This is a genomic window from Lentibacter algarum, from assembly GCF_040580765.1.
Taxonomy (GTDB): domain Bacteria; phylum Pseudomonadota; class Alphaproteobacteria; order Rhodobacterales; family Rhodobacteraceae; genus Lentibacter; species Lentibacter algarum.
In genome coordinates, this window is the sequence record NZ_CP158687.1 from 23,249 (window position 1) to 43,713 (window position 20,465).

Genomic DNA, 20,465 nt, shown 5'->3' on the forward strand with positions numbered 1-20,465 from the left:
CGTTTTCTCCGAAAGGATCGCGGGATTGAGCGAGAATCAGACAGCGGAAGCGGCCTGATGATTGAGATTGAAATTACGGGTGCGGGAGCCATCGGGTTAGGGCCAGCCTTGGGGCGCGCTTAGGGCCAGTTTCGCAATGCCTCGCCGATGATGCGTACGCCTTCCGGTATTTTGGAGGCAGGGATCGAGCTATAGCCCAAGCGATAGTAATTTTGCGGCGCGCTGCCGCTTTCGAAGAATGGCGCGCCTGGTTCGATCAGGACCGAGCGTGTCTGGAGTTGCGCGGCAAGCTCTGTTGTGTTCACGCCTTCGGGGGCGCGCATCCAGAAGGCCGATCCGCCTGTGCCGCTTTGACCTGCCAGTTCTAGGCCATGCAGGTCCATTGCTTCGCTCATGACACGGCGGCGTTCGGACAAAACGCCCGACATGCGACGGATCAGGGCGTCGTAATGGCCGAGGCGTAGGAAATAGGCGGCAGTGCGCTGGATGTGTCCTGGCACATGGCGCAGGACAGAAGCGCGCAGGGCGCGGGCCTCGCGGATAAATGGGCGCGACCCGACGAGGTAGCCCAGACGCAGGCCCGGAAAAAGCGATTTGGAGAAGCTGCCCACGTAGACGACACGGCCATCGCCATCGAGCGATTTGAGTGCAGGTGACGGCGCGCCCGCAAAGGACATTTCAAATTCATAGTCGTCCTCGACGATCACGGCATTGATCTCTCGTGCCTTGTTCAGAAGTGCGCGGCGGCGGGCGAGAGGCATGGTTGCTGTGGTTGGGCACTGGTGGCTTGGGGTGGCGAAGATAACATCGGTTTCGGGCGGAATATCTTGATGAATGAGGCCTTCACCGTCAACGCCTACAGGGGCGAGGTGACAGCGGGACTGATTGAGGATCGTGCGCAGAGAGGGGTAGCAGGGCTCTTCAAACGCTGCTGTACGACGCTGGGTGAGCAAGACTTGTGTGGCCAGCCAGAGCGCATTTTGTGCGCCCATCGTGACGAGGATTTCTTCTGGTTCCGCAAGGATGCCTCGGCGCGGCAGGGTGTGACGGGCGATGAACTCGATCAGCTCGGGATCGTCCTGATCATAGTAGTCTGATGTCAAGGGCTCGAAGTCTTTTTGACCTAAAGCCTGAAGCGCGCAGAGCCGCCAGTTGGCGTGATCAAAGAGTGTTGGATCGGTCTGGCCGTAAATGAAAGGGTAGCGAAAGCGTGCCCAGTCACGTGGCTTTGTGTGAGGTGTACCGCCCGAAAAGCGTTGGCCGATGGCGCGAGACCAGTCGAGCGCCTCTTCGGCCTCCGGGCGGGGCGGAAAGCTGAGCGGTTCGGGGGCATTGTCGGATACAAAATAGCCCGATCTGCCCTTGGAGCTGAGGTAGTCATTGGCCAGAAGCTCTGTGTAGGCGAGCGTGACCGTGATGCGCGAGACGCGCAAATGCTGTGCCAGTTTGCGCGTCGAGGGGAGCTTCTCACCCTGACGCAAACGGCCCGAGAGGATACCCTCTGCGACCATCTGTTGAATCTGGGCTTGCAGCGTGCCTTGCGCGTCAGGATTAAGAAAGAAGGTTTCTACCGAAATGGCCATGCGGGGCAGCTTAGGCTGGACTGAAGTGCTTGGCAATCTGGACTTACATCAACCGCATATTTAGGCGAGAGGGTCGGGGGCGATGTTTGCGCCACAGAGCAGCACTGCGACTCGCTCGTCTTTGGCGGGCGTATAGGCGCCGCTCATGAGCGCAGCGAGGGCGGCTGCGCCTGCGGGCTCGACCAGCAGGCGGCGCTCTTGCCAGAGAGCTTTTTGCGCGGCGGTGATGGCCTCATCAGTGACAAGCACGCTTTCGCAGCTGTGCTCGGTTGCGAGATCATAGCAGATTTGGCCAATTTTTCGCGCGCCGAGTGCGTTGGCGGCGACGCCCGAGACCTGCACATCACAGGGCATGCCCTTGGCCAGCGCCGCATTCAGGGCACAAGAGGTGACAGGCTCGACCGCCACTACTTTGCGCGCGCCTGCAAGCCAGCCAAGCGCTCCGCCGATCAAGCCGCCGCCGCCGACAGCTATGAGCACCGTGTCAGCTTGAAGACCTTGCTCGTCCCACTCGGCGAGGCAGGTGCCTTGGCCTGCGACAGTCGCAGGAGCATCATAAGCGTGAATTTGCATTGCACCCGATGCGGCCTCATACTCGGCTGCAGCATCTGCGGCGTTGGCATATTCACCCTTGACCACAGTGAGCTGCGCGCCAGTTCGCTCGATGAGCGCGATTTTTGACGGCCCTGCCATTTCTGGCACGAAGATATGTGCGCTGTGCCCAAGCTTTTGTGCGGCGAAAGCCACGGCTGCGCCGTGATTGCCACCAGATGCTGCGACGATGCCCGCTTGTGGAACGGGGCCAGACAGAAGGGTATTAAATGCACCGCGTGCTTTGAATGTGCCTGTGTGCTGGAGCTGTTCGAGCTTCATTTCGATGCTGTATGAAAGACCAAAACTTTGGGTGATCATGACAGGCGTGCGCTGAACATAAGGCGCGATGCGCGTGGCGGCAGCGCCGATTTGGGCTTTCCATGACATTGATCACGTCTCCGTAACTGGCCTTTAAGGCGCGGAGCCTATAGGTCTTGGGCATAGGTGCAAGTAGGGAATGAGTATATGAATGAAGAGCGCATGAGCCCGTTTCGGGACGCCCACACAGACCGAGACACAGCCGAACAGATTCCCGACACGCCACAGACCCGCGCGCCAGCATATAGGCTGGCCTTTGCGGATGAGGATTTTATGTGTCGTGACGAGCTGCGCCCTGTGCGGCTGCAGCTTGAACTTCTCAAACCAGAGATGATCTTGAATGAGAAGGGCATTGAAAGCACAATCGTTTTGTTCGGTGGTGCGCGGATTCCTGAGCCAGACAAGAAGGGCGCGGCACGAACCAAAACGCTTGCGGACCTCAGCCGCTTTTATGACGAGGCGCGCACATTTGCGCGGCTGATGACGGCAAAGTCGATGGAAAGCTACGGGCGCGAAAATGTGATCGTGACGGGGGGTGGCCCGGGGGTTATGGAAGCGGGGAACCGTGGTGCCGTGGACGCTGGAGGCCACTCTATCGGGCTCAATATCGTGCTGCCGCATGAACAAGCGCCGAATGAATATGTCACGCCAGGGCTTTGCTTTAACTTCCATTATTTTGCCATTCGCAAGATGCATTTCCTGATGCGTGCTAATGCGGTTTGTGTGTTTCCAGGGGGCTTTGGTACGCTCGATGAGATGTTTGAAAGCCTCACGCTTATTCAGACAGGTCGGATGAAGCGAATTCCGTTTCTGCTCTTTGGGCGCGATTTCTGGCAGAGCATCGTAAACTGGGACGCGCTTGCAGAGGCGGGGACGATCTCGCCAGAGGATTTGGATCTGTTCCGATTTGTGGATACGGCAGAAGAGGCTATGAAAATCATCGAAAATTGGGCGCCTGCGAGTGCTCGCGAGGATATTCCAGGCCGCTAAACATTTTGAGAGAAGGGCCGCTGCTTGTGCGACCCTTCTCTGGCACTTAAGCCGTGAGGCTTTCGCGGGTCTTGCTGATCATAAGTGCGGCCTGAGCGGCTTCGCGGCCTTTTTGCACAAAATGTTCGGCATAAATTGCGATATGGTGATCGGTGTCTTGAAACTGATGCGGCGTGAGTGAAACGCTGAGAATGGGCACGCCCGTGTCAAGGCCTACACGCATAAGACCATCAACGACAGCCTGCGCAACGAAATCGTGGCGGTAAATTCCGCCGTCGACGACAAGCGCCGCAGCGGCGATCGCGACGTAGCGGCCCGTGGTGGCGAGGTCGCGTGCCATGAGCGGCATTTCGAACGCGCCTGGAACATCAAAGACATCAACGCGCTCTGGCGGGATGATCTGTGTGAAACCATCATATGCGCGATTCACTATATCTGCGTGCCAGCCTGCCTTGATAAAGGCGTAGCGGGGCACTGTCTGTTGAGGTGTCATGTGTTTCTCCTTTTGACTTCAGACACGTGCCCAGAGCTAAAAAGGGACAACACAGCGCTGCGGGCAAACCCACATCACTTTGCTGCTCTCTCCCATCCGGACTATGACCGTCGGCTCTGGAATTGCACCAGATCTGCTGACCCAAGTGTCTTGCGAACAAGGCACGAAGCGCTCGCGGGCTTACCTTTGACTTTCGTCGCGGGCTTACCGCCGGTGGGGAATTACACCCCGCCCTGAGAACGCCGCGAACGTGGCACAGATTGAGAGGGGTGAAAAGGATATTTGAAGTAAAAAGTGGGGGCGGGTTATTGAAACGCCAAGCCTGCCCTGATCTCACCAGTGTGTTGTCCTGCGAAGTTGAGGATCGGGGCGTGCAGGCGCTTCAATGTCGCTGGGTGATTTGGATCTAGTACACCTAAGCGCACGAGTATGGCCGCGATGGCGCATTCTGCGCCGCGTGTGGAGCCGTCAACGATCTTGAGTGCGACGCCGATTTTCTTTTCGGGAACAATCGCGATGAAGAAAGCTTCTGCGCCCGTTTTGAGAGTTACGCGGCCATCCATCGCATGCATGAGTTCTGTGCAGGCGCGACCATTGCCTGCGACCAGTTCTGGGTAGGTGCGCATCGCGTCGCGGAGGCGGGCGGCGGCTTTTTGGCGGGTGTTGCCACCATCTGTTGCGCTGGCGAAAAAGGCCATGGCACGGGCGATGCCGTGAAGACTGGCAGCGTAGTTGGGCGCGGAGCAGCCATCTATGCCATATCCAGGGCTTGTTTCTTCGGTAAGCTCTTCGAAGGCTGCGAGGCAGGCTTTTTGCACAGCATGGGACGGGTCAACATAGATCGGGTCTTTGCTGCCAAGATGTTGGCTGAGGGTGAGAAAGCCTGCGTGTTTTCCCGAGCAGTTATTGTGATAGCGGCAGGGCGAGCTATCGGTTTTGTGCATCAATATGAGGTCGGCCTCGTCACGGGGCGTTTGTGGACCACAGTTGAGATCGTCATCGGAAAGGCCTAGGTTTTTGAGCCAGCTTTGGACGCGGTCTGTGTGCATGGGGGCGCCTTGGTGGGACGCGCAGGAGAGCGCGAGCTGTTCGCCTGTGAGGCCAAAGGCATCGGCGGCGCCGCTTTCAACAAGCGGCATGGCTTGCAGCATTTTGGAGGAGGAGCGCGGCAGCACGATAGCGGAGGGGTCGCCCCAGCTTTCAATGATCTCGCCGCCTTCGCCGCAAACGACAGCGTGGCCCATGTGGATGCTTTCCAAGAAAGGTCCACGCCAGATTTCGGCCATTGATACAGGTGCGTTCATGTCATTCTCCCAAAAACGTGTGCAAGTTTCCGCCAATTCCTCTTTCGTGTGTGGCAGTTTTCAGGCTAATGTAGCAATGTCGAGTGGAAATCGGCCCGACTTAAAAATTGGCAAAAGCCGCGGGTCAAACGGAATTGAGGCAACGGACAGCTGGAGGCTGGACAATATGGTATTACGATTTGCGCAAACTATGGCTTGTGCCGCATGTTTTTTTGCAGGGACAACAGGCGTTTATGCTCAAGAGACAAGCACCAATCAGGTCGCAACCAAAACGGCTTGGGCTGTGTTTGAAGATGCGAACCCTAAAGAGTGCTGGGCGGTCAGTTCTCCCAAGGAGACGGTAAATTCAAAAGACGGGCGTGTGGTTGCTGTGCGCCGTGGCGATATCCTTTTGATGACGTTTTTCCGCCCTGCGGCCAATGTGACGGGTCAGCTGGCCTTTACAGGCGGGTATCCCTTTGCGCCTGGTTCGACTGTGAACCTTGCGATTGATGGCGCGAGCTTTGAGCTATTCACCGACGGGGAATGGGCTTGGGCCGCGTCTGCAGCGGATGATGCTAAGATTGTCACGGCACTGAAGCGTGGAACAAACGCGATTTTGTCGGCTCGTTCGGGGCGTGGCACATTGACCAAAGACACGTTCTCGCTGTCAGGCTTTACCGCCGCTGTGGAAGATGCGGAAAAGCGCTGCAACTAAGGTTGCCAAGAATGAGATTTCTAAAGCGCTGGGCAAAGGCTCGGCGCTTTTTCTTTAGGGCCAGCCTATAAGTATTGCGCGGAAGTCGTTGACGTTGGTCCCTGTGGGGCCGGTGACGAAGAGCGCATCGGCGGCGGCGAAGGCTGTATAGGCGTCATTGGCGGCGAGAGCGGCGGCGGGGTCGATCCCTGCGTTGCGCATTGCGGCGGCTGTCTGGCCTGTGGCGAAGGCGCCTGCGTTATCTTCGGAGCCGTCTATGCCGTCGGTGTCGGCGGCCAGAGCGTTGATGTGCGCTGCGCCTTTAATGGCAAGGGCGAGTGCGAGGAGATATTCGGTGTTGCGCCCGCCGTGGCCGCCTTTGCCTTGAAGGGTCACGGTTGTTTCGCCGCCAGAGAGGATGAGGCGGGGGCCTTTTGCGGCGAGGGCCAATGCGGCGTGCTCCGTGCCGAGGATACGGGCCTCGCCTTGCAGATCGTCTCCGAGGATATCGACGGGCCAGCCCTCAGCTTTTGCAATATCTGCGGCGGCAGCGAGGGACCGAGCGGCAGAGGCGATCACGTGGACTTCGTTTTTGAGGAAAGCTCTGTCCGTGGGTTTGGGCGGTGCGGGGGCTGTGGCGAGGTAGGCGGCGAGCCTTGGCGGCAGTGCAATGTTGTAGCGTGCTACGGCGGCGAGAGCTTCTTTGCGGCCTGAGGCGCATGGGACTGTGGGGCCTGAGGCAACTTGGGCAGGATCATCGCCAGGCACATCTGAGACGATGAGCGAGACGACAGGCGCAGCTGTATTGGCGATGAGCCGACCGCCTTTGACACGGCTGAACATTTTGCGGATCGCGTTCATGGCGCCGATGGGTGCGCCAGAGGCGAGAAGCGTCTGATTCAGCGCTTGTTCGTCCTCCAGTGTGAGACCATCAGCGGGCGCGGCGAGCAGGGAAGAGCCGCCGCCGCAGACAAGGGCAATAACGAGATCGTCGGTGGTGAGGTTCGTGAGTTCGGCGATGAGCGCCTCTGTTGCTGCGAGGCCTGCTGCGTCGGGTACGGGGTGTGAGGCCTCGAGTACTTTTATATGTTGGGTTGCAGCACCAAAGCCATAGCGGGTCACAACTGTTCCTGTCAGCGGGGCGTCCCAGAGCTGTTCCAGTGCAGCCGCCATTTGGGCAGCCCCTTTGCCTGCCCCAATCACCACTGTGCGGCCCTTGGGCGGCGCTGGTAGGTGAGAGACGAGAGCCTCAAGCGGATCAGCCGCCTTGATGGCGGCCTCGAAGAGGGAGGTCAGCAGATTTTGTGCGCGTGTATCCATCGGCGCAGATTAGCGAGGCGCGCGGGAGTATCAATGGAATATCTTGGGTGAGGCCGCGCGCAATGCTGCCACGCGGCCTCACGTTTCCTTTAGGAACGGCCTTTCCATGGCACGAGTGTCTTCTCTGCGATACGCATGAGGATATCGATACCATAGCCGATGATCCCGATCAGGATGATCCCCATGATCACGATATCGGTTAGCTGGAAACGCGATGCGACCATAATCATCATACCTGCGCCTTTCTCCGCGGCGACAAGTTCTGCAGCGACCACTGTGCCCCAGCAGACGCCCATTGCGACCCGCGCACCTGTGAAGATTTCGGGCAAGCTGTTGGGGACGATGACATGGCGCATGAGCTGGAACTTGGACGCGCCAAGGGAGTAGGCAGCATGCACCTTGGTGATATTGACGCCTGACACACCTGCGCGTGCTGCGATGGCCATGATCCAGAGCGCTGCAAGGAAGAGCAGAATGATTTTGCCGACCTCTCCGATGCCTGCCCAGATGATGACCAGTGGAATGAGTGCGAGCGGAGGCACGGGGCGCATGAACTCGACAATCGGATCAAACCAACCGCGGAACCAGTTGGACAGACCCATAGCGTAGCCCAGAGGAATGCCTACAATTGCGCCGAGCAGGAAGCCCACGACAACACGGAAAAGCGAATAGCCCAAGTGTTCCCAAAGGTTGAAGCCTTGGTAGCCTTCTGTTGAGATTTCCATGAAACGCGAGACGACTTTTTCGGGGGGTGGAAGCCAGATTGGCTCCATTTGCATGCCACCTGACGGGGTGATCTGGATTGCGCCTTTGTCTGTGAGTGAGACGCTGCCTTCGGCAAAGGAAACGCTCTGGCCAATTGTGATGGGCTGGCCGTCGATGGCAACAACCTTTGCACCATCGCGGCGTTTGGCGTCATCGTTCTTGTCAAAGAGAACTGTTTTTGTGCGCCCAGCTGAGACAATCTCTGCATCGTTCTTGGCAAAACCAGTTCCTAATTCCACTTCTGGTGCGGCAGGGTCTTCACCAAACTTGTGGACGCGTAATGTGATCGTTGCGTCGTCTGTGCTGCCATCGGGCGCTTCAAGTGTATAGGTCAGCTCAGTGTCGCCAATGAAGGGCGCAGGGGCGTGGATCGGGGCCCATTTGGACCCTGTGAAAGCGCCCCAGAGCAGAAAGATTGTGACCACTGAAATGACGCTGGCCCAGCGATCAGGACGCACAGCACTTTCGTCGCCAAAGGTCACTGTTTTGAGCGATGTGAAGTCAGCGCGAGTTTGCATCAAACGCTTGACGCCGAAGCGGACGAGGAAGAAGCCAGCGATGAAAATTGAAGTATAGAGGAGGAGAATAATCATGCGCTTGCCTCCGCGGCGTTACCCATGATCTCTTCTTCCATATCCCAGATCATGCTTAGGATTTCTTCGCGTTTTTCACCAAATTCAGGGTGCTTTTTGACTTCGCGCAGGTCTTGGCCAACGCCCATATCGGCGAATGGAAGGCGGTATTCACGGTGAATGCGCCCGGGGCGTGGCGCGAGGACAAGCAGGCGCTCGCCTAGAAGCAGTGCTTCTTCGACCGAGTGGGTGATTAGGATGATGGTTTTGCCAGTTTCTTTCCAGAGTTTGAGGACAAGTCCTTGCATCTTTTCGCGCGTCAGAGCGTCGAGTGCGCCCAAGGGTTCATCCATAAGGATCACATCGGGATCATTTGCGAGACAGCGGGCGAGGGCGACACGCTGCTGCATCCCGCCTGAAAGTTCGAACACGGACTTTTCTTTAAAGTCGCGCAGGCCAACAATATCTAGCAAATGGTCAACGTTATCGCGCCATTCCGCTTCGCGTTGGCCTTTCATACGGGGGCCGAAGCTTACGTTTTCGCGCACGGACATCCACTCAAACAGCGCACCTTGCTGAAAGACCATGCCGCGCTCGGCATCGGGGCCTGTGATCAGGTGATTGTTGAGGGTCATCGTGCCTTGTGTCGGGGCAAGAAATCCGGCGACGATGTTGAGAAGCGTTGTCTTGCCACAGCCAGAGGGGCCAAGGACGCTCATCAGTTCGCCTGTTTTGATTTCGAGGGAAATGTCTTTGAGTGCTTGAACATGGCTGCCGTTAGGCAAGTCAAAGCGCATGGAGATTTTATCGATGGAGAGAGTGGACATGCTCGCCTTTCGGGGCCTCAAGCCCCTGTTGTGTCGTCTTAGTCAGAACTTTGTCTTGAGTGTAGGGCTAGGAGAAAGCGAGAAGTGGCCCGCTGCGAACAAGACGCAGCGGACCAGTTTGCTTTACATACCGCCTGCAGCCGCGAGGGGGCCTGTATTGACGGCGTTCTCATAAGTGTCGAGTGCGGCGTCAATGCTTCCGGCTTCAAGGAAGACATCGGCGACGCCCTTCATGAACGTTGCGGCGTTGCCGCCGAGCCATGCGCTGCTGAGCTGCTCTTCCACTGTTGGAAACTTGAATGTTGCGATGGTTTCCATTGTGGCTTGTTCGTCCATGCCCGCGTCTTTTGCGATAGCTGGAAGCATGGCCGCGTGGTTGGCTTCATCGGCCCACATTGTGTTTGCATCGGCTGTGACCTTGAGGAACTTGGCGACAAGGTCGCTGTTCTCGGCGACAAAACTTGCTGACGCTGATGTAACATCGAATACAAGAATGCCGAGATCGGTTTTTTCGTCACCCGTGAGCAGCACATTGCCGTGCTCAAGCGCGCGGCGCAGAGAGCCGCCCCAGCCACAGAACATATCAACCGCGCCTTGAGCGATGGCTGCGGAGCCTTCAGGGGGGTTCATGTTGACGACTTCCATGGAGCCGACATCAACGCCGAAGTGGCTCATTTGCTTGAGGAAGCCGTAGTGTGCGGCTGTTCCGAGCGGCACAGCAACTTTCTTGCCTGCCAGTTCGGCGGCGTTTGTCTTGTCGATTTCGAGCGCTTCGGCAACGACGCAGTTGTCGTTGTCGGCATAGCTGACGGCTACGTCGAGGATCTGGAGATCTTGCCCGCCTGATGTTGCGACAACGAAGGGTGGAACGCCTTGGCTGACAGAGAGGTGCACATCGCCTGAGGCCATGGCTGCGCTCATTTCTGTTCCTGAACCGAAGGCACGCCAGTTGACCTTTACGCCCATGGCTTCGTCATAAGCGCCCATCACCTTGTGATGCTGGAACGGCATTGGCCATTCTTGGAAGTATGCGACTGTGATTTCGTCAAGCGCGGCGGCTTGGCTGCCTGCGAGCATCGCGGCTGCGGCCACGGCTGACATAAGGGTTGATTTAAGTTTCATGAGGTAGCTCCCGTTGTTGGTTTTACGCCAGACTAGGCGCAGCTCACCAGTTTGTCTGGCTTTTGAGCATTCTGCGGGGCGTGTGGCACGCACGCGCCGCGCTGTATTAGCATCAGGGCGCAAATGGTGATTCCGATCAATGTCTAATTTGGGGAATAGGCTGCGTTTTTAGATTTTGTGAAAAGTGGATTTGGGGGTGTTGCGGCGGTTTTTGCTAGGAAATACTGGCGTTGGTTGTTGGTGGGGCTCGTATTTGAGGGGTGTTTTGGTCTTATATTAGGAAACTGACTGGCCCTATCAGACTCGGGCAAATTAGCGCTTTGCTATCGGTTAGAATTTGATCAAAACTGTGCTGTGCGGAGCTATGCCTCGCGCACGATACAAACGGAGGCTCCAGACCATGGACGGCAATCTTTCTGCAAATGACATCAGCCATATTGTTGACGCGGATCGCGCACACGTCTGGCACCATCTGACTCAGCATAAGCCGTTTGAGACGGGTGAGCCGCGTATCATCATAGAAGGCAAGGGGATGCGCGTCTGGGACCAGAAGGGCAAAGAGTATCTTGATGCCGTGTCTGGTGGGGTCTGGACAGTCAATGTTGGTTACGGGCGTGAGAGTATCGCCAACGCTGTGCGCGACCAGCTTATAAAGCTGCCCTATTTTGCGGGATCTGCGGGCTCTGTTCCTGGTGCTTTGTTTGCTGAAAAACTGATCAGCAAGATGCCTGGGATGAGCCGCGTCTATCAGACGAATTCGGGGTCTGAGGCCAATGAGAAGGCCTTTAAGATGGTGCGCCAAATCAGCCACAAGCGGTATGGGGGCAAGAAATATAAAATCCTTTATCGTGAGCGCGACTATCATGGCTCAACTTTGGCCACGATGTCTGCGGGCGGACAAGACGAGCGCAATGCACAATACGGACCATTTGCGCCTGGATTTGTAAGGGTTCCTCATTGCATGGAATATCGTGCGCAGTGGGATCTGACGGGTGAAGCTTATGCAGCGGCGTCTGTTAAAGCGATTGAAGAAGTTATTCTCGCTGAGGGTGCGGATACCATCGGCGCGCTTTGCCTTGAGCCTGTGACCGCGGGCGGCGGCGTTATTCCTGCGCCTGAAGGCTACTGGCCACTGATTGGTGAACTTTGCCGTAAGTATGATATCTTGCTGCACATCGATGAAGTTGTCTGCGGGGTGGGCCGCACGGGGACAGAGTGGTTCGGCTATCAACATTACGGCGTGGAGCCTGATTTCGTGACCATGGCCAAGGGTGTGGCCTCTGGTTATGCCGCGATTGCCTGCTGCGTGACGAACGAGCGCGTCTTTGAGATGTTCAAGGATGACACCACCGATCCGCTCAACTACTTCCGCGATATTTCGACCTTTGGGGGCTGCACCGCGGGCCCTGCGGCAGCGCTGGAGTGTTTCCGTATTATCGAAGATGAAAACCTCTTGGAGAACACCACTAAGATGGGCGCGCGTATGGTTGCCAATCTTTGGGAGCTTGCCGAGCATCACAAAGTCATCGGTGACGTGCGCGGGCTTGGACTTTTCTGTGGGGCTGAGCTTGTGAGCGACCGTGCCACCAAAGAGCCGATGGACGAAAAGCTTGTGGCGCAGGTTGTGGCAGAGTGTGGTGCGATGGGTGTGATCATCGGGGCGACCAATCGCTCGATCCCAGGCTTTAACAACACGCTTTGTTTCTCGCCTGCGCTGATCAGCACGGAAGACGACATTGACCAGATTTGTGAGACTGTCGGCAAGGCGCTAGGCAAGGTCTTTGGCTGATATTGTGAATGAGCTGGGCCAGCCTATCGGCTGGCCTGTTGCAACCGATCTGCCAAGGCCTAGGCCTGAAAAGGTAAGGCTTGAGGGGCGGTTTTGTTCTTTGGTTCCGCTTGATGTCGAGGCGCATGGAGGACAGCTCTGGGAAGCGTTTTCGGCCGATATGACAGGGGTAGACTGGACGTATTTGCCAGTAGCACCGATTGAGACTGAGGCTGACTTTGGTGTCTTTTTGCGCGCAGCTGAGGCGAGCGAAGATCCACTTTATTTCACGGTTTTGAACGCAGAAGGGCGTGCCGTTGGTCATGCGACATATCTTAGGATCGACCCTGCGAATGGCGTGATTGAAGTTGGCTACATTCATTTTTCACCACTGATGCAGCGCACGCCCATGAGCACAGAGGCGATGTATCTGATGATGGCCTATGTCTTTGAGACACTGGGCTACAGGCGCTATGAGTGGAAGTGTGATGCTTTGAACGCACCATCGCTTGCGGCGGCGAAGCGACTTGGATTTACGTTTGAAGGCGTGTTTCGGCAGGCTGTTGTCTACAAAGGACGCAACCGAGATACGGCTTGGCTTTCGGTTTTGGACAGTGAGTGGCCCGCTTTGAAAGCGCGGTTTGAGCGTTGGTTGGACGTTGAGAACTTTGACAGCAAAGGGCGGCAGAGGACACGACTGTAGGGGTCGAACGGTCGCTGTGCGCAAATCCGACTGGTGCGGGTGCGGGAGGCTAGCCCCCCGCACCCCCCCCTCAGGATATTTCTGAAAAGAGGACGTTAGTTTTGTTTTAGAGCTGGCGCACTGCGCCTTTGGCTGCACTTGTTGTGAGTGCGGCATAGGCTTTGAGCGCCGTTGTTACCTTGCGTTTGCGTGGCGCGGCGGGTTGCCAGCCTTTGGCCTCTTGAGCCGTTCGGCGGGTGGCGAGTGTTGCATCGTCGACCGCGAGGTTGATTGTACGATTAGGGATGTCGATTTCGATGAGATCACCCTGCTCGACCAGGCCGATGAGGCCGCCTTCGGCCGCTTCTGGAGACACGTGGCCAATGGAGAGGCCCGACGTGCCGCCTGAGAAGCGACCATCTGTCAGAAGGGCGCAGGCTGCGCCGAGGCCTTTTGATTTGAGGTAGCTTGTTGGGTAGAGCATTTCTTGCATGCCGGGGCCGCCGCGAGGGCCTTCGTAGCGGATGATCACCACATCACCTGATTTGACCTTGCCTGTGAGAATGTCGCTGACAGCTTGATCCTGACTTTCGCAGACATAGGCGGGGCCAGAGAACTTGAGGATACTGTCGTCAACTCCTGCTGTTTTGACGATGCAGCCTTCCTCGGCAAGGTTGCCAAAGAGAACGGCGAGGCCACCATCCTGACTGAACGCGTGTTCTTTGGTGCGGATGACGCCTTTTTCGCGGTCCAGATCAAGCTCTGGATAGCGACGGCTTTGTGAAAACGCGACTTGTGTTGGCACACCACCCGGCGCTGCACGGTAGAACTCATGGACGGCTTCGTCTGAGCTTTGGGCGACATCGTATTTGGCGAGAGCGTCTGCCATCGTTGGTGAGTGCACGGTGGGCAAATCGTTGTGGATCAGGCCTGCGCGGTCAAGCTCGCCCAAGATGGCCATGATGCCGCCTGCACGGTGGACGTCTTCCATATGCACATCAGATTTAGCGGGGGCGACTTTACAGAGGCAGGGGACATTGCGGCTGAGCCTGTCGATATCCTGCATGGTGAAATCGATTTCGCCTTCGTAAGCGGCGGCGAGCAGGTGTAGCACCGTGTTTGTCGAGCCGCCCATCGAGATGTCGAGCGTCATGGCATTTTCAAATGCTTTGAAGCTGGCAATGTTGCGCGGCAGGACGGAATGATCATTACCCTCATAGAAGCGCTTGCAGAGATCAACGACGCGGTGACCCGCTTCGCGGAAAAGCGCTTCACGGTCGGCGTGGGTTGCGAGGACCGAGCCATTGCCAGGAAGGGAGAGGCCGAGGGCTTCTGTCAGGCAGTTCATTGAATTGGCTGTGAACATACCGGAGCAGGAGCCACATGTCGGGCAGGCGGAGCGCTCGATGGCATCGACTTGCTCGTCAGACATGTTTTCATCGGCGGCGGCGACCATGGCATCGACCAGATCAATTGCTTTTTCTTCACCGTCCCAGATAACCTTGCCTGCTTCCATAGGGCCGCCAGACACAAAGACACAGGGTATATTGAGGCGCATGGCGGCCATCAGCATTCCTGGCGTGATTTTATCGCAGTTGGAGATACAGACCATTGCATCGGCGCAGTGGGCGTTGACCATATATTCTGTGCTGTCGGCAATGATCTCGCGGCTGGGAAGCGAGTAGAGCATGCCATCGTGGCCCATAGCGATGCCGTCATCGACGGCGATTGTGTTAAATTCCTTTGCGACACCGCCTGCCTTTTCGACTTCGCGCGCGACGAGCTGACCCAAGTCCTTGAGGTGCACGTGACCAGGGACGAACTGGGTGAAGGAGTTGACGATAGCGACGATGGGCTTGCCGAAATCGTCGTCTTTCATGCCTGTGGCGCGCCAGAGGCCGCGGGCTCCTGCCATATTGCGGCCGTGGGTGCTGGTGCGTGAACGTAGAACTGGCATGAGAGACTCCTGAATTGATCTGGAAAGGCAATGTGCATATGGGCGCGTGGAAGGCAAGAGAGAGGTGGTTTATCCGAGGTGTGCGTTGCTGCGGGTGGGGACAAAAAGAGGGCGCACTCGTTGTGAACTTGAAGAGAGTGCCCTGCGCAGGCAAGCGCTACCAAAGCCAGTTTCGAGTCTGGACAGCAATGTGCTGTGGCGAAGCGATTGCGCGAGAGGAAGAAGGCCGTTAAAGGGGAGGCTGGTTTTTTGAACACGCGATTTGGGGAGACAGATATGTCAAACGCACAGCTTGAAGCAGCGATTGAAGCGGCATGGGACGCGCGAGACGCGATCACGCCAGCCACAACAGGCGAGGCCCGCGAGGCGATTGAAGATACGCTCAATGCTCTCGACAGCGGCAAGCTGCGCGTTGCGGAGAAGCAGGCGGACAACAGCTGGCATGTAAACCAATGGGCTAAGAAAGCTGTTCTTTTGGGCTTCCGCATCAAGGATATGGAAATTCAGGAAGGCGGTCCGCAGGCTGGTGGCTGGTGGGACAAGGTCGACAGCAAGTTTGCCGGCTGGAAGGCGGATGACTGGAAGACGGCGGGCTTTCGCGCCGTTCCGAACTGTGTTGTGCGCAAGTCGGCCTACATCGCGCCTGGCGTGGTTTTGATGCCTTCATTCGTCAATATCGGCGCCTATGTCGACAGTGGCACGATGGTTGACACATGGGCGACTGTTGGGTCTTGCGCGCAGATCGGCAAGAACGTGCACCTGAGTGGCGGCGTTGGCATTGGCGGCGTTTTGGAGCCGATGCAGGCTGGCCCGACGATCATTGAAGACAACTGCTTTATCGGGGCGCGCTCTGAAGTTGTGGAAGGCTGTATTGTGCGCGAGGGCTCGGTGCTTGGCATGGGTGTTTTCATCGGCCAGTCGACCAAGATTGTCGACCGTGAGACAGGCGAAGTGATGTATGGCGAAGTGCCTTCTGGCTCTGTTGTTGTCGCGGGCTCGATGCCGAGCAAGAACGGTGTGAACCTTTACTGTGCTGTGATTGTGAAGCGAGTGGATGAGCGCACGCGCTCCAAGACATCCATCAACGAGCTGCTGCGGGACTAAGCTTTTCCGAGCAAAAAGATAGAGCGCGGCGACGGAAGTTGCCGCGTTTTGCGTTTGTGCCCTGAGTGAAGGGAGAAACGCGATGAGAAAGACGCTCGTATTGATTGCTATGATCGGTTTGGGCCTTTGGCTACAGGCGCAGGGAATGGCTTGAGGCGCTCACCTGAGAAAGTCCGAAAAAGTGTAGCGCGGGGCAAGTTATCGCTCCCTGACAGTGCAACCGCTGATGTTTGACTTTGTGATAAGCAATGTGGCGATGAGAACCCCATGTTTTGCTTCGTGTTGGCACGCCTTGCGTGTGTCTGTTGTACTCCAGATGACGCGACTGGTGGCTTTCTTTCGAGAAGGGTGCTCAGTTGCCAAAGTATTTGCGTTGCAGTTCATCTGTTGTGCCATTTTCACGCAGAGCGAGGAGGGCACGGTTGATGTCTTCTGTTAGCGGACTGCCTGTTGGAAGGGCGATACCGTAATTTTCGCGCTTGAAGACGCGCTCAACTAGGCGACCGCTCTCTTTGCTACGAGATTGCAGGTACCACGCGAGGATCGGTCCATCAAAAACCACAGCGTCGATCTCTCCGTTTTCGAAGTCGGTGAGCATGTCTGCGAGTTTGGTGTATGGCGTGAAGGCAATACCGCGAGCGGCGAGGAAAGCTTCGCCTGTGGAGCCGGCTGTAGTAGCGATGGCGCGGCCTTCTATGTCATTGATGCTATCGACGTTTTCGGAAATCGCTGCGACGGTCATGGCTGCTGTGATTTTCGCGACGAAAATCGAGACCACGAAGAGAGATGAAACCACAAGCATCACTCCGAAGAACCGGCCGACGCGGGTTTGTGGCACGCGTTCTTCAAAGCCGCCGTTCACAACCAGATTGAGCGCCCACCAGAAGGAGGGAAAGAGCGCTTCTTTGAAAGGGCGCTGGAAATAGGGCTGACGTTTGCGCTCAAAGACCCACATCAGCATGCCAATGCTAAAGAGTGCCCCGAAAGCGGAGAGCAAGAAGAAGGCGATATCGCGGGTCACAATAACGCTAAAGAGGCTTGCGCTGCGCTCTTCTTCAGGAAGCATGATCTGAAGGCCGCTTTCGAAAATCGGTTGGCTAAAGTCCATAACCTGCTCGCGAGCGGCTGTTATCGAGATATTGGCAATGGCTCCATCGGACCGGCCTTCTTCAACAGAGCTCAACATTTCACCAAAGGTTTCAACAGGTTGAAACTTAATTGGTCGGCCCAGCTCTTTGGCGATGGCGCGCATCAAATCAATTGAAAACCCGCTGCGCTCGCCGATGGCATCCATGGAAAACGGCGGCCGCTCGACTGTAGTGAAGGTGAGCGGAGCGTTTTGCGCCATGGCTGCAAGCGATGAAAGCAGCATGGCGGCTCCAAAGCACAAGCAGTGAATTGCGTGTTTCATAGTCAGATTACCCCAGTTAGGCAGTTTTTTTCAGCGTGAGATGCGGGGGTCAAGCCCTACCCGTTTTCTTCCTTAATATTAAGGGGTCAAGAGGGGCATAAGTGTCACGGTTTCAGGCTTCGGGTTGACTTGCGCGGCACAGTTCGCCAAGCCTCGGGATGAAAAGATATGGAGGCTGAAAATGGCCGATAAGACAGCCGATAAATCCAAAGAAAAGAAGCCAAAGAAACCACAACAGGTTTATACTTTGTTGGTCGAGATTGGCCGCAAGGAGGGCGACGGCTTGCCCAAGGGTGCGACGGGTGCTGCGCTGGTGATCTACGCGAGTGGCGTGGACGAGGAAGAGGCCGTGCGTGAAACTGTGGCGATCTTGAAGCAAGCGGATACGGCGCCTCTGGATGTAACAGGCTACGGCACGTTGGAAGAGCGCTTGGAGCTTGGCCACGACATCCCAGAGGAAGAACGCGAGCTGATGGCGCGGGCTTTGGCGGAGAACTCGGTGATCGTAGCGCAGATGGAGCCCTATTTTGAGGGACAGGGCTACAAAAGCGAAAGCGAGCACTAAGATGAGTGATCGCGCCATCAGAATTGCGATCAACGGGTTTGGGCGCATTGGTCGCTCGATCCTGCGCATGCTGCATGGCGCAGGGCATGGCGTGCAGGCGGGCACCTTTGAGGTTGTGCTGATCAACGATATCGCACCGCTTGAGAGCTGTGCTTATCTTTTTGCTTATGACAGTATTTTCGGTCCGTTTCCGGGAACGGTGGGCCATGAAGAGCGGTGTCTTAATGTGGACCGTGTGCGCTACCCGTTTCACGCCGAGGCCGACATTCGTGCGCTAGATCTAAGCGGCGTTGATGTATTGCTCGAATGCACGGGTGCTGCGGGCAATCGTGCGGTTGCCGAGCGAGGGCTTGAAGCTGGCGCAAAGGCTGTGCTGATTTCGGGGCCCTCGGAGGCCGCGGACAAAACCATCGTCTTGGGCGCGAATGAGGCCGAGATTGGCGCGCACAAGATTATTTCTAACGCGAGCTGCACAACCAATGCTCTGGCGCCACTGCTTCGCCTTTTGGATGAAGGCTGGGGTGTTGAGAGCGGGCATATGACCACCGTCCATTGCTATACTGGGTCGCAGCCGACAATCGACAAACCGCGAGGTGATCTTGTGCGCTCGCGTGCGGCAGCGCTTTCGATGGTTCCGACAACGACCAGTGCTGCGCGACTGATTGACGATGTCTTGCCCAATCTTTCGGGACGGATTGAAGCGCGTGCGGTGCGTGTTCCGACGGCGAGTGTCTCGGCTATTGATTTGGCTTTGCAGGTTGCACGACCCGCCACTGTGGCAGATGTTAACGCAGCCTTGTCAGAGGCGGCGGACCACAGTCCTCTGTTCGGGTATATTACAGATCCCCTTGTCTCGACTGATCTGCGGGGGCGGCCTGAAAGTATCATCATGTCTGGACGTGAAACGAGCGTCTCTGTGGGGGGGCTGCTCCGCGTCTTTGGCTGGTATGACAACGAATGGGGCTTCTCCAGCCGTATGCTTGATATGGCCGCCTTGATGGCGCGACGCTAGCGCATTAGCTTTTCCTCAATTGGAGGTTTCACAATGAATATTTCTGGTGCGGCAAAGGCTGCAGGTCTGCCTGTGAAGACGGTGCGCTATTACGCGGATATTGGGCTTGTGCAGCCTTCGGCGCGCACGGCAGCAGGGTATCGCGACTATGACGAAGCGGCGATGCGCAAGCTTTCTTTTGTTGGTCGCGCGCGTGGCTTTGGCTTTTCAATTGCTCAGTGCCGAGAGCTTTTAGGCCTGTATCAAGACGAACACCGGAGCAGCGCCGAAGTGAAGCAGATTGCCAGTGCGAGACTGGACGACATTCGGGCCAAGCAGCGCGAGCTTCAAGCGCTTCACGACGAGCTTGAGCATTTGGTGGGTGCTTGTTGTGGAGACGAAAGGCCAGACTGCCCAATCATTGATTATCTGAGTTAGGACATCGCGCGAAGCTGCGGCTTGAGCGCTTCGGCGACATAGTCGATGAAGAGGCGCACTTTGGGGTCTTGTAGCTTGCGGTGGGGGTATAGGCAGAGGAAGCTTGTCGGCATGGGCGGTGTTTGGGGCAGAACTTCGACAAGAGCACCGGATCCAAGATGCATTGCGACTTCAAAACGGGGTTTGTTGGCAATGCCGTGGCCTGCGAGAGCCCAATCGGTCAGGATGTCGGAGCTATCGGCATCAAAGCGGCCCAGCACATTGAGTTTGAGCGGGCCATCAGAGGTGTTCAATGTCCAGAAGTACTCGGGCGAGCGCGGGTATCGTAAGAGAAGGCAGTTATGGTTCATAAGTGCTTGGGGGCTGTCGGGCGTGCCGTGCTTGGCCAGATAGTCGGGCGTTGCGACGAGGGCGCGGGGTACATCGGCCAACTTACGTTGTTTGAAGGTGCTGTCAGGCGGATTGCCGAGCATGAAGGCGATGTCGAGGCGGTCTTCCAGAAGGTCGATCTTGCGATCGGACAGGCGCAGCTGAATTTGCACATCAGGATGGCTGTCCGCGAAAGCGGGCACGAGCGGCGCAAGCAGGCGCTGACCAAGGCCAAGTGGTGAAGATACACGCAAAGCACCCCGAAGCTGGCCTGAAAAGCCCGCAAGAGCGGCCTCTGCATCATCCAGCGTGTCAATGACGCGGCGGGCATGATCATAGAAAAGCTGGCCGGCTTCTGTGGTGCGCAGTTTGCGCGTTGTTCGGTCAAACAGGCGGACACCAAGGCGTTTTTCGAGCTCTTTGATACGATTGGACGCGACGGCGGGCGTCAGCCGCATGTCACGGCCTCCCGATGTGATGGATCCAAGCTCGACCACACGGCAAAAAACCTTGATACTCTCTACATAGGGCATGATGTCCTCCCTTTTGATGTGGACAGTATGGCGTAGTTTGCAAATGATTATTTTATAATATTTGTTGAAAGTGTCTAGCGATG

19 protein-coding genes and 1 riboswitch are annotated in these 20,465 nt (G+C 56.8%); of the genes, 8 read left to right on the forward strand and 11 right to left on the reverse strand.

Annotated elements, in window-relative coordinates; genetic code table 11:
* Positions 1-119 precede the first annotated feature (119 nt).
* Together DSM117340_RS00110 and DSM117340_RS00115 are read right to left on the reverse strand one after the other, a co-directional pair.
* Positions 120-1,583, reverse strand: coding sequence for a PLP-dependent aminotransferase family protein (locus DSM117340_RS00110; RefSeq protein ID WP_089886875.1), 1,464 nt, complete (start codon positions 1,581-1,583; stop codon positions 120-122).
* A 60-nt stretch (positions 1,584-1,643) separates the two neighbouring features.
* Positions 1,644-2,564, reverse strand: coding sequence for a threonine/serine dehydratase (locus DSM117340_RS00115; RefSeq protein ID WP_089886877.1), 921 nt, complete (start codon positions 2,562-2,564; stop codon positions 1,644-1,646).
* Between the two features lie 78 nt (positions 2,565-2,642).
* Between DSM117340_RS00115 and DSM117340_RS00120 the strand changes: the two genes are divergently transcribed.
* Entirely contained in the window at positions 2,643-3,485 is an 843-nt protein-coding gene (locus tag DSM117340_RS00120) for a TIGR00730 family Rossman fold protein (RefSeq protein WP_089886878.1), read from the forward strand.
* A gap of 46 nt (positions 3,486-3,531) precedes the next feature.
* Here DSM117340_RS00120 and DSM117340_RS00125 read toward each other — a convergent pair whose 3' ends face one another.
* Positions 3,532-3,978 (reverse strand): 6,7-dimethyl-8-ribityllumazine synthase, encoded by a 447-nt coding sequence (locus tag DSM117340_RS00125; protein ID WP_089886880.1) that lies wholly within the window; start codon positions 3,976-3,978, stop codon positions 3,532-3,534.
* 80 nt (positions 3,979-4,058) lie between these two features.
* Positions 4,059-4,223: riboswitch (FMN riboswitch) on the reverse strand.
* Between the two features lie 60 nt (positions 4,224-4,283).
* Positions 4,284-5,282: an asparaginase gene (locus DSM117340_RS00130; RefSeq protein ID WP_089886881.1), complete on the reverse strand. Its 999-nt coding sequence runs from the start codon at positions 5,280-5,282 to the stop codon at positions 4,284-4,286.
* Between the two features lie 190 nt (positions 5,283-5,472).
* Between DSM117340_RS00130 and DSM117340_RS00135 the strand changes: the two genes are divergently transcribed.
* Complete coding sequence (locus DSM117340_RS00135) at positions 5,473-5,979, forward strand: invasion associated locus B family protein (RefSeq protein WP_089886883.1); 507 nt, start codon at positions 5,473-5,475, stop codon at positions 5,977-5,979.
* A gap of 54 nt (positions 5,980-6,033) precedes the next feature.
* Here the strand turns inward: DSM117340_RS00135 and DSM117340_RS00140 are convergent, their stop codons facing one another.
* The 4 genes from DSM117340_RS00140 to DSM117340_RS00155 all read right to left on the reverse strand — a co-directional run bounded on the left by DSM117340_RS00140 (position 6,034) and on the right by DSM117340_RS00155 (position 10,564).
* Positions 6,034-7,278, reverse strand: coding sequence for a glycerate kinase (locus DSM117340_RS00140; RefSeq protein WP_089886885.1), 1,245 nt, complete (start codon positions 7,276-7,278; stop codon positions 6,034-6,036).
* Positions 7,279-7,367: 89 nt separating this feature from the next.
* Positions 7,368-8,636, reverse strand: coding sequence for an ABC transporter permease subunit (locus DSM117340_RS00145; protein ID WP_089886887.1), 1,269 nt, complete (start codon positions 8,634-8,636; stop codon positions 7,368-7,370).
* Positions 8,633-9,442, reverse strand: coding sequence for an ABC transporter ATP-binding protein (locus DSM117340_RS00150; protein WP_089886888.1), 810 nt, complete (start codon positions 9,440-9,442; stop codon positions 8,633-8,635). The genes DSM117340_RS00145 and DSM117340_RS00150 overlap by 4 nt, the downstream gene beginning before the upstream one ends.
* 123 nt (positions 9,443-9,565) lie before the next feature.
* Complete coding sequence (locus DSM117340_RS00155; protein ID WP_089886890.1) at positions 9,566-10,564, reverse strand: ABC transporter substrate-binding protein; 999 nt, start codon at positions 10,562-10,564, stop codon at positions 9,566-9,568.
* 400 nt (positions 10,565-10,964) lie between these two features.
* Here DSM117340_RS00155 and DSM117340_RS00160 point away from each other — a divergent pair, with 400 nt between their 5' ends.
* A complete protein-coding gene (locus tag DSM117340_RS00160; RefSeq protein WP_089886891.1) occupies positions 10,965-12,353 on the forward strand; it encodes an aminotransferase class III-fold pyridoxal phosphate-dependent enzyme in 1,389 nt (462 codons plus the stop codon).
* Positions 12,346-13,035: a GNAT family protein gene (locus DSM117340_RS00165; protein ID WP_089886893.1), complete on the forward strand. Its 690-nt coding sequence runs from the start codon at positions 12,346-12,348 to the stop codon at positions 13,033-13,035. The genes DSM117340_RS00160 and DSM117340_RS00165 overlap by 8 nt, the downstream gene beginning before the upstream one ends.
* Positions 13,036-13,141: 106 nt before the next feature.
* Here the strand turns inward: DSM117340_RS00165 and ilvD are convergent, their stop codons facing one another.
* Positions 13,142-14,971 carry a dihydroxy-acid dehydratase gene (ilvD, locus tag DSM117340_RS00170; protein ID WP_089886894.1) on the reverse strand — a complete coding sequence of 610 codons (1,830 nt, stop codon included), beginning with the start codon at positions 14,969-14,971 and terminating at the stop codon, positions 13,142-13,144.
* A 276-nt stretch (positions 14,972-15,247) separates the two neighbouring features.
* On the opposite strand from ilvD, the gene dapD reads away from it, so the two are divergent.
* Complete coding sequence (dapD, locus tag DSM117340_RS00175) at positions 15,248-16,075, forward strand: 2,3,4,5-tetrahydropyridine-2,6-dicarboxylate N-succinyltransferase (protein ID WP_089886896.1); 828 nt, start codon at positions 15,248-15,250, stop codon at positions 16,073-16,075.
* 352 nt (positions 16,076-16,427) lie between these two features.
* Here dapD and DSM117340_RS00180 read toward each other — a convergent pair whose 3' ends face one another.
* Positions 16,428-17,447, reverse strand: coding sequence for a transporter substrate-binding domain-containing protein (locus tag DSM117340_RS00180; protein ID WP_089886897.1), 1,020 nt, complete (start codon positions 17,445-17,447; stop codon positions 16,428-16,430).
* Positions 17,448-17,667: 220 nt separating this feature from the next.
* Here DSM117340_RS00180 and DSM117340_RS00185 point away from each other — a divergent pair, with 220 nt between their 5' ends.
* The 3 genes from DSM117340_RS00185 to cueR are packed head-to-tail and all read left to right on the forward strand — an operon-like array spanning position 17,668 to position 19,480.
* A complete protein-coding gene (locus DSM117340_RS00185; protein ID WP_089886899.1) occupies positions 17,668-18,051 on the forward strand; it encodes a hypothetical protein in 384 nt (127 codons plus the stop codon).
* A 1-nt stretch (position 18,052) separates the two neighbouring features.
* Positions 18,053-19,063, forward strand: a complete 1,011-nt coding sequence (locus tag DSM117340_RS00190; RefSeq protein WP_089886901.1) for a glyceraldehyde 3-phosphate dehydrogenase NAD-binding domain-containing protein — start codon at positions 18,053-18,055, stop codon at positions 19,061-19,063.
* Positions 19,064-19,096: 33 nt separating this feature from the next.
* Entirely contained in the window at positions 19,097-19,480 is a 384-nt protein-coding gene (gene cueR / locus DSM117340_RS00195) for a Cu(I)-responsive transcriptional regulator (RefSeq protein WP_089886903.1), read from the forward strand.
* Here the strand turns inward: cueR and DSM117340_RS00200 are convergent.
* A complete protein-coding gene (locus DSM117340_RS00200; RefSeq protein WP_089886905.1) occupies positions 19,477-20,382 on the reverse strand; it encodes a LysR family transcriptional regulator in 906 nt (301 codons plus the stop codon). The genes cueR and DSM117340_RS00200 overlap by 4 nt on opposite strands.
* Positions 20,383-20,465: the final 83 nt, after the last annotated feature.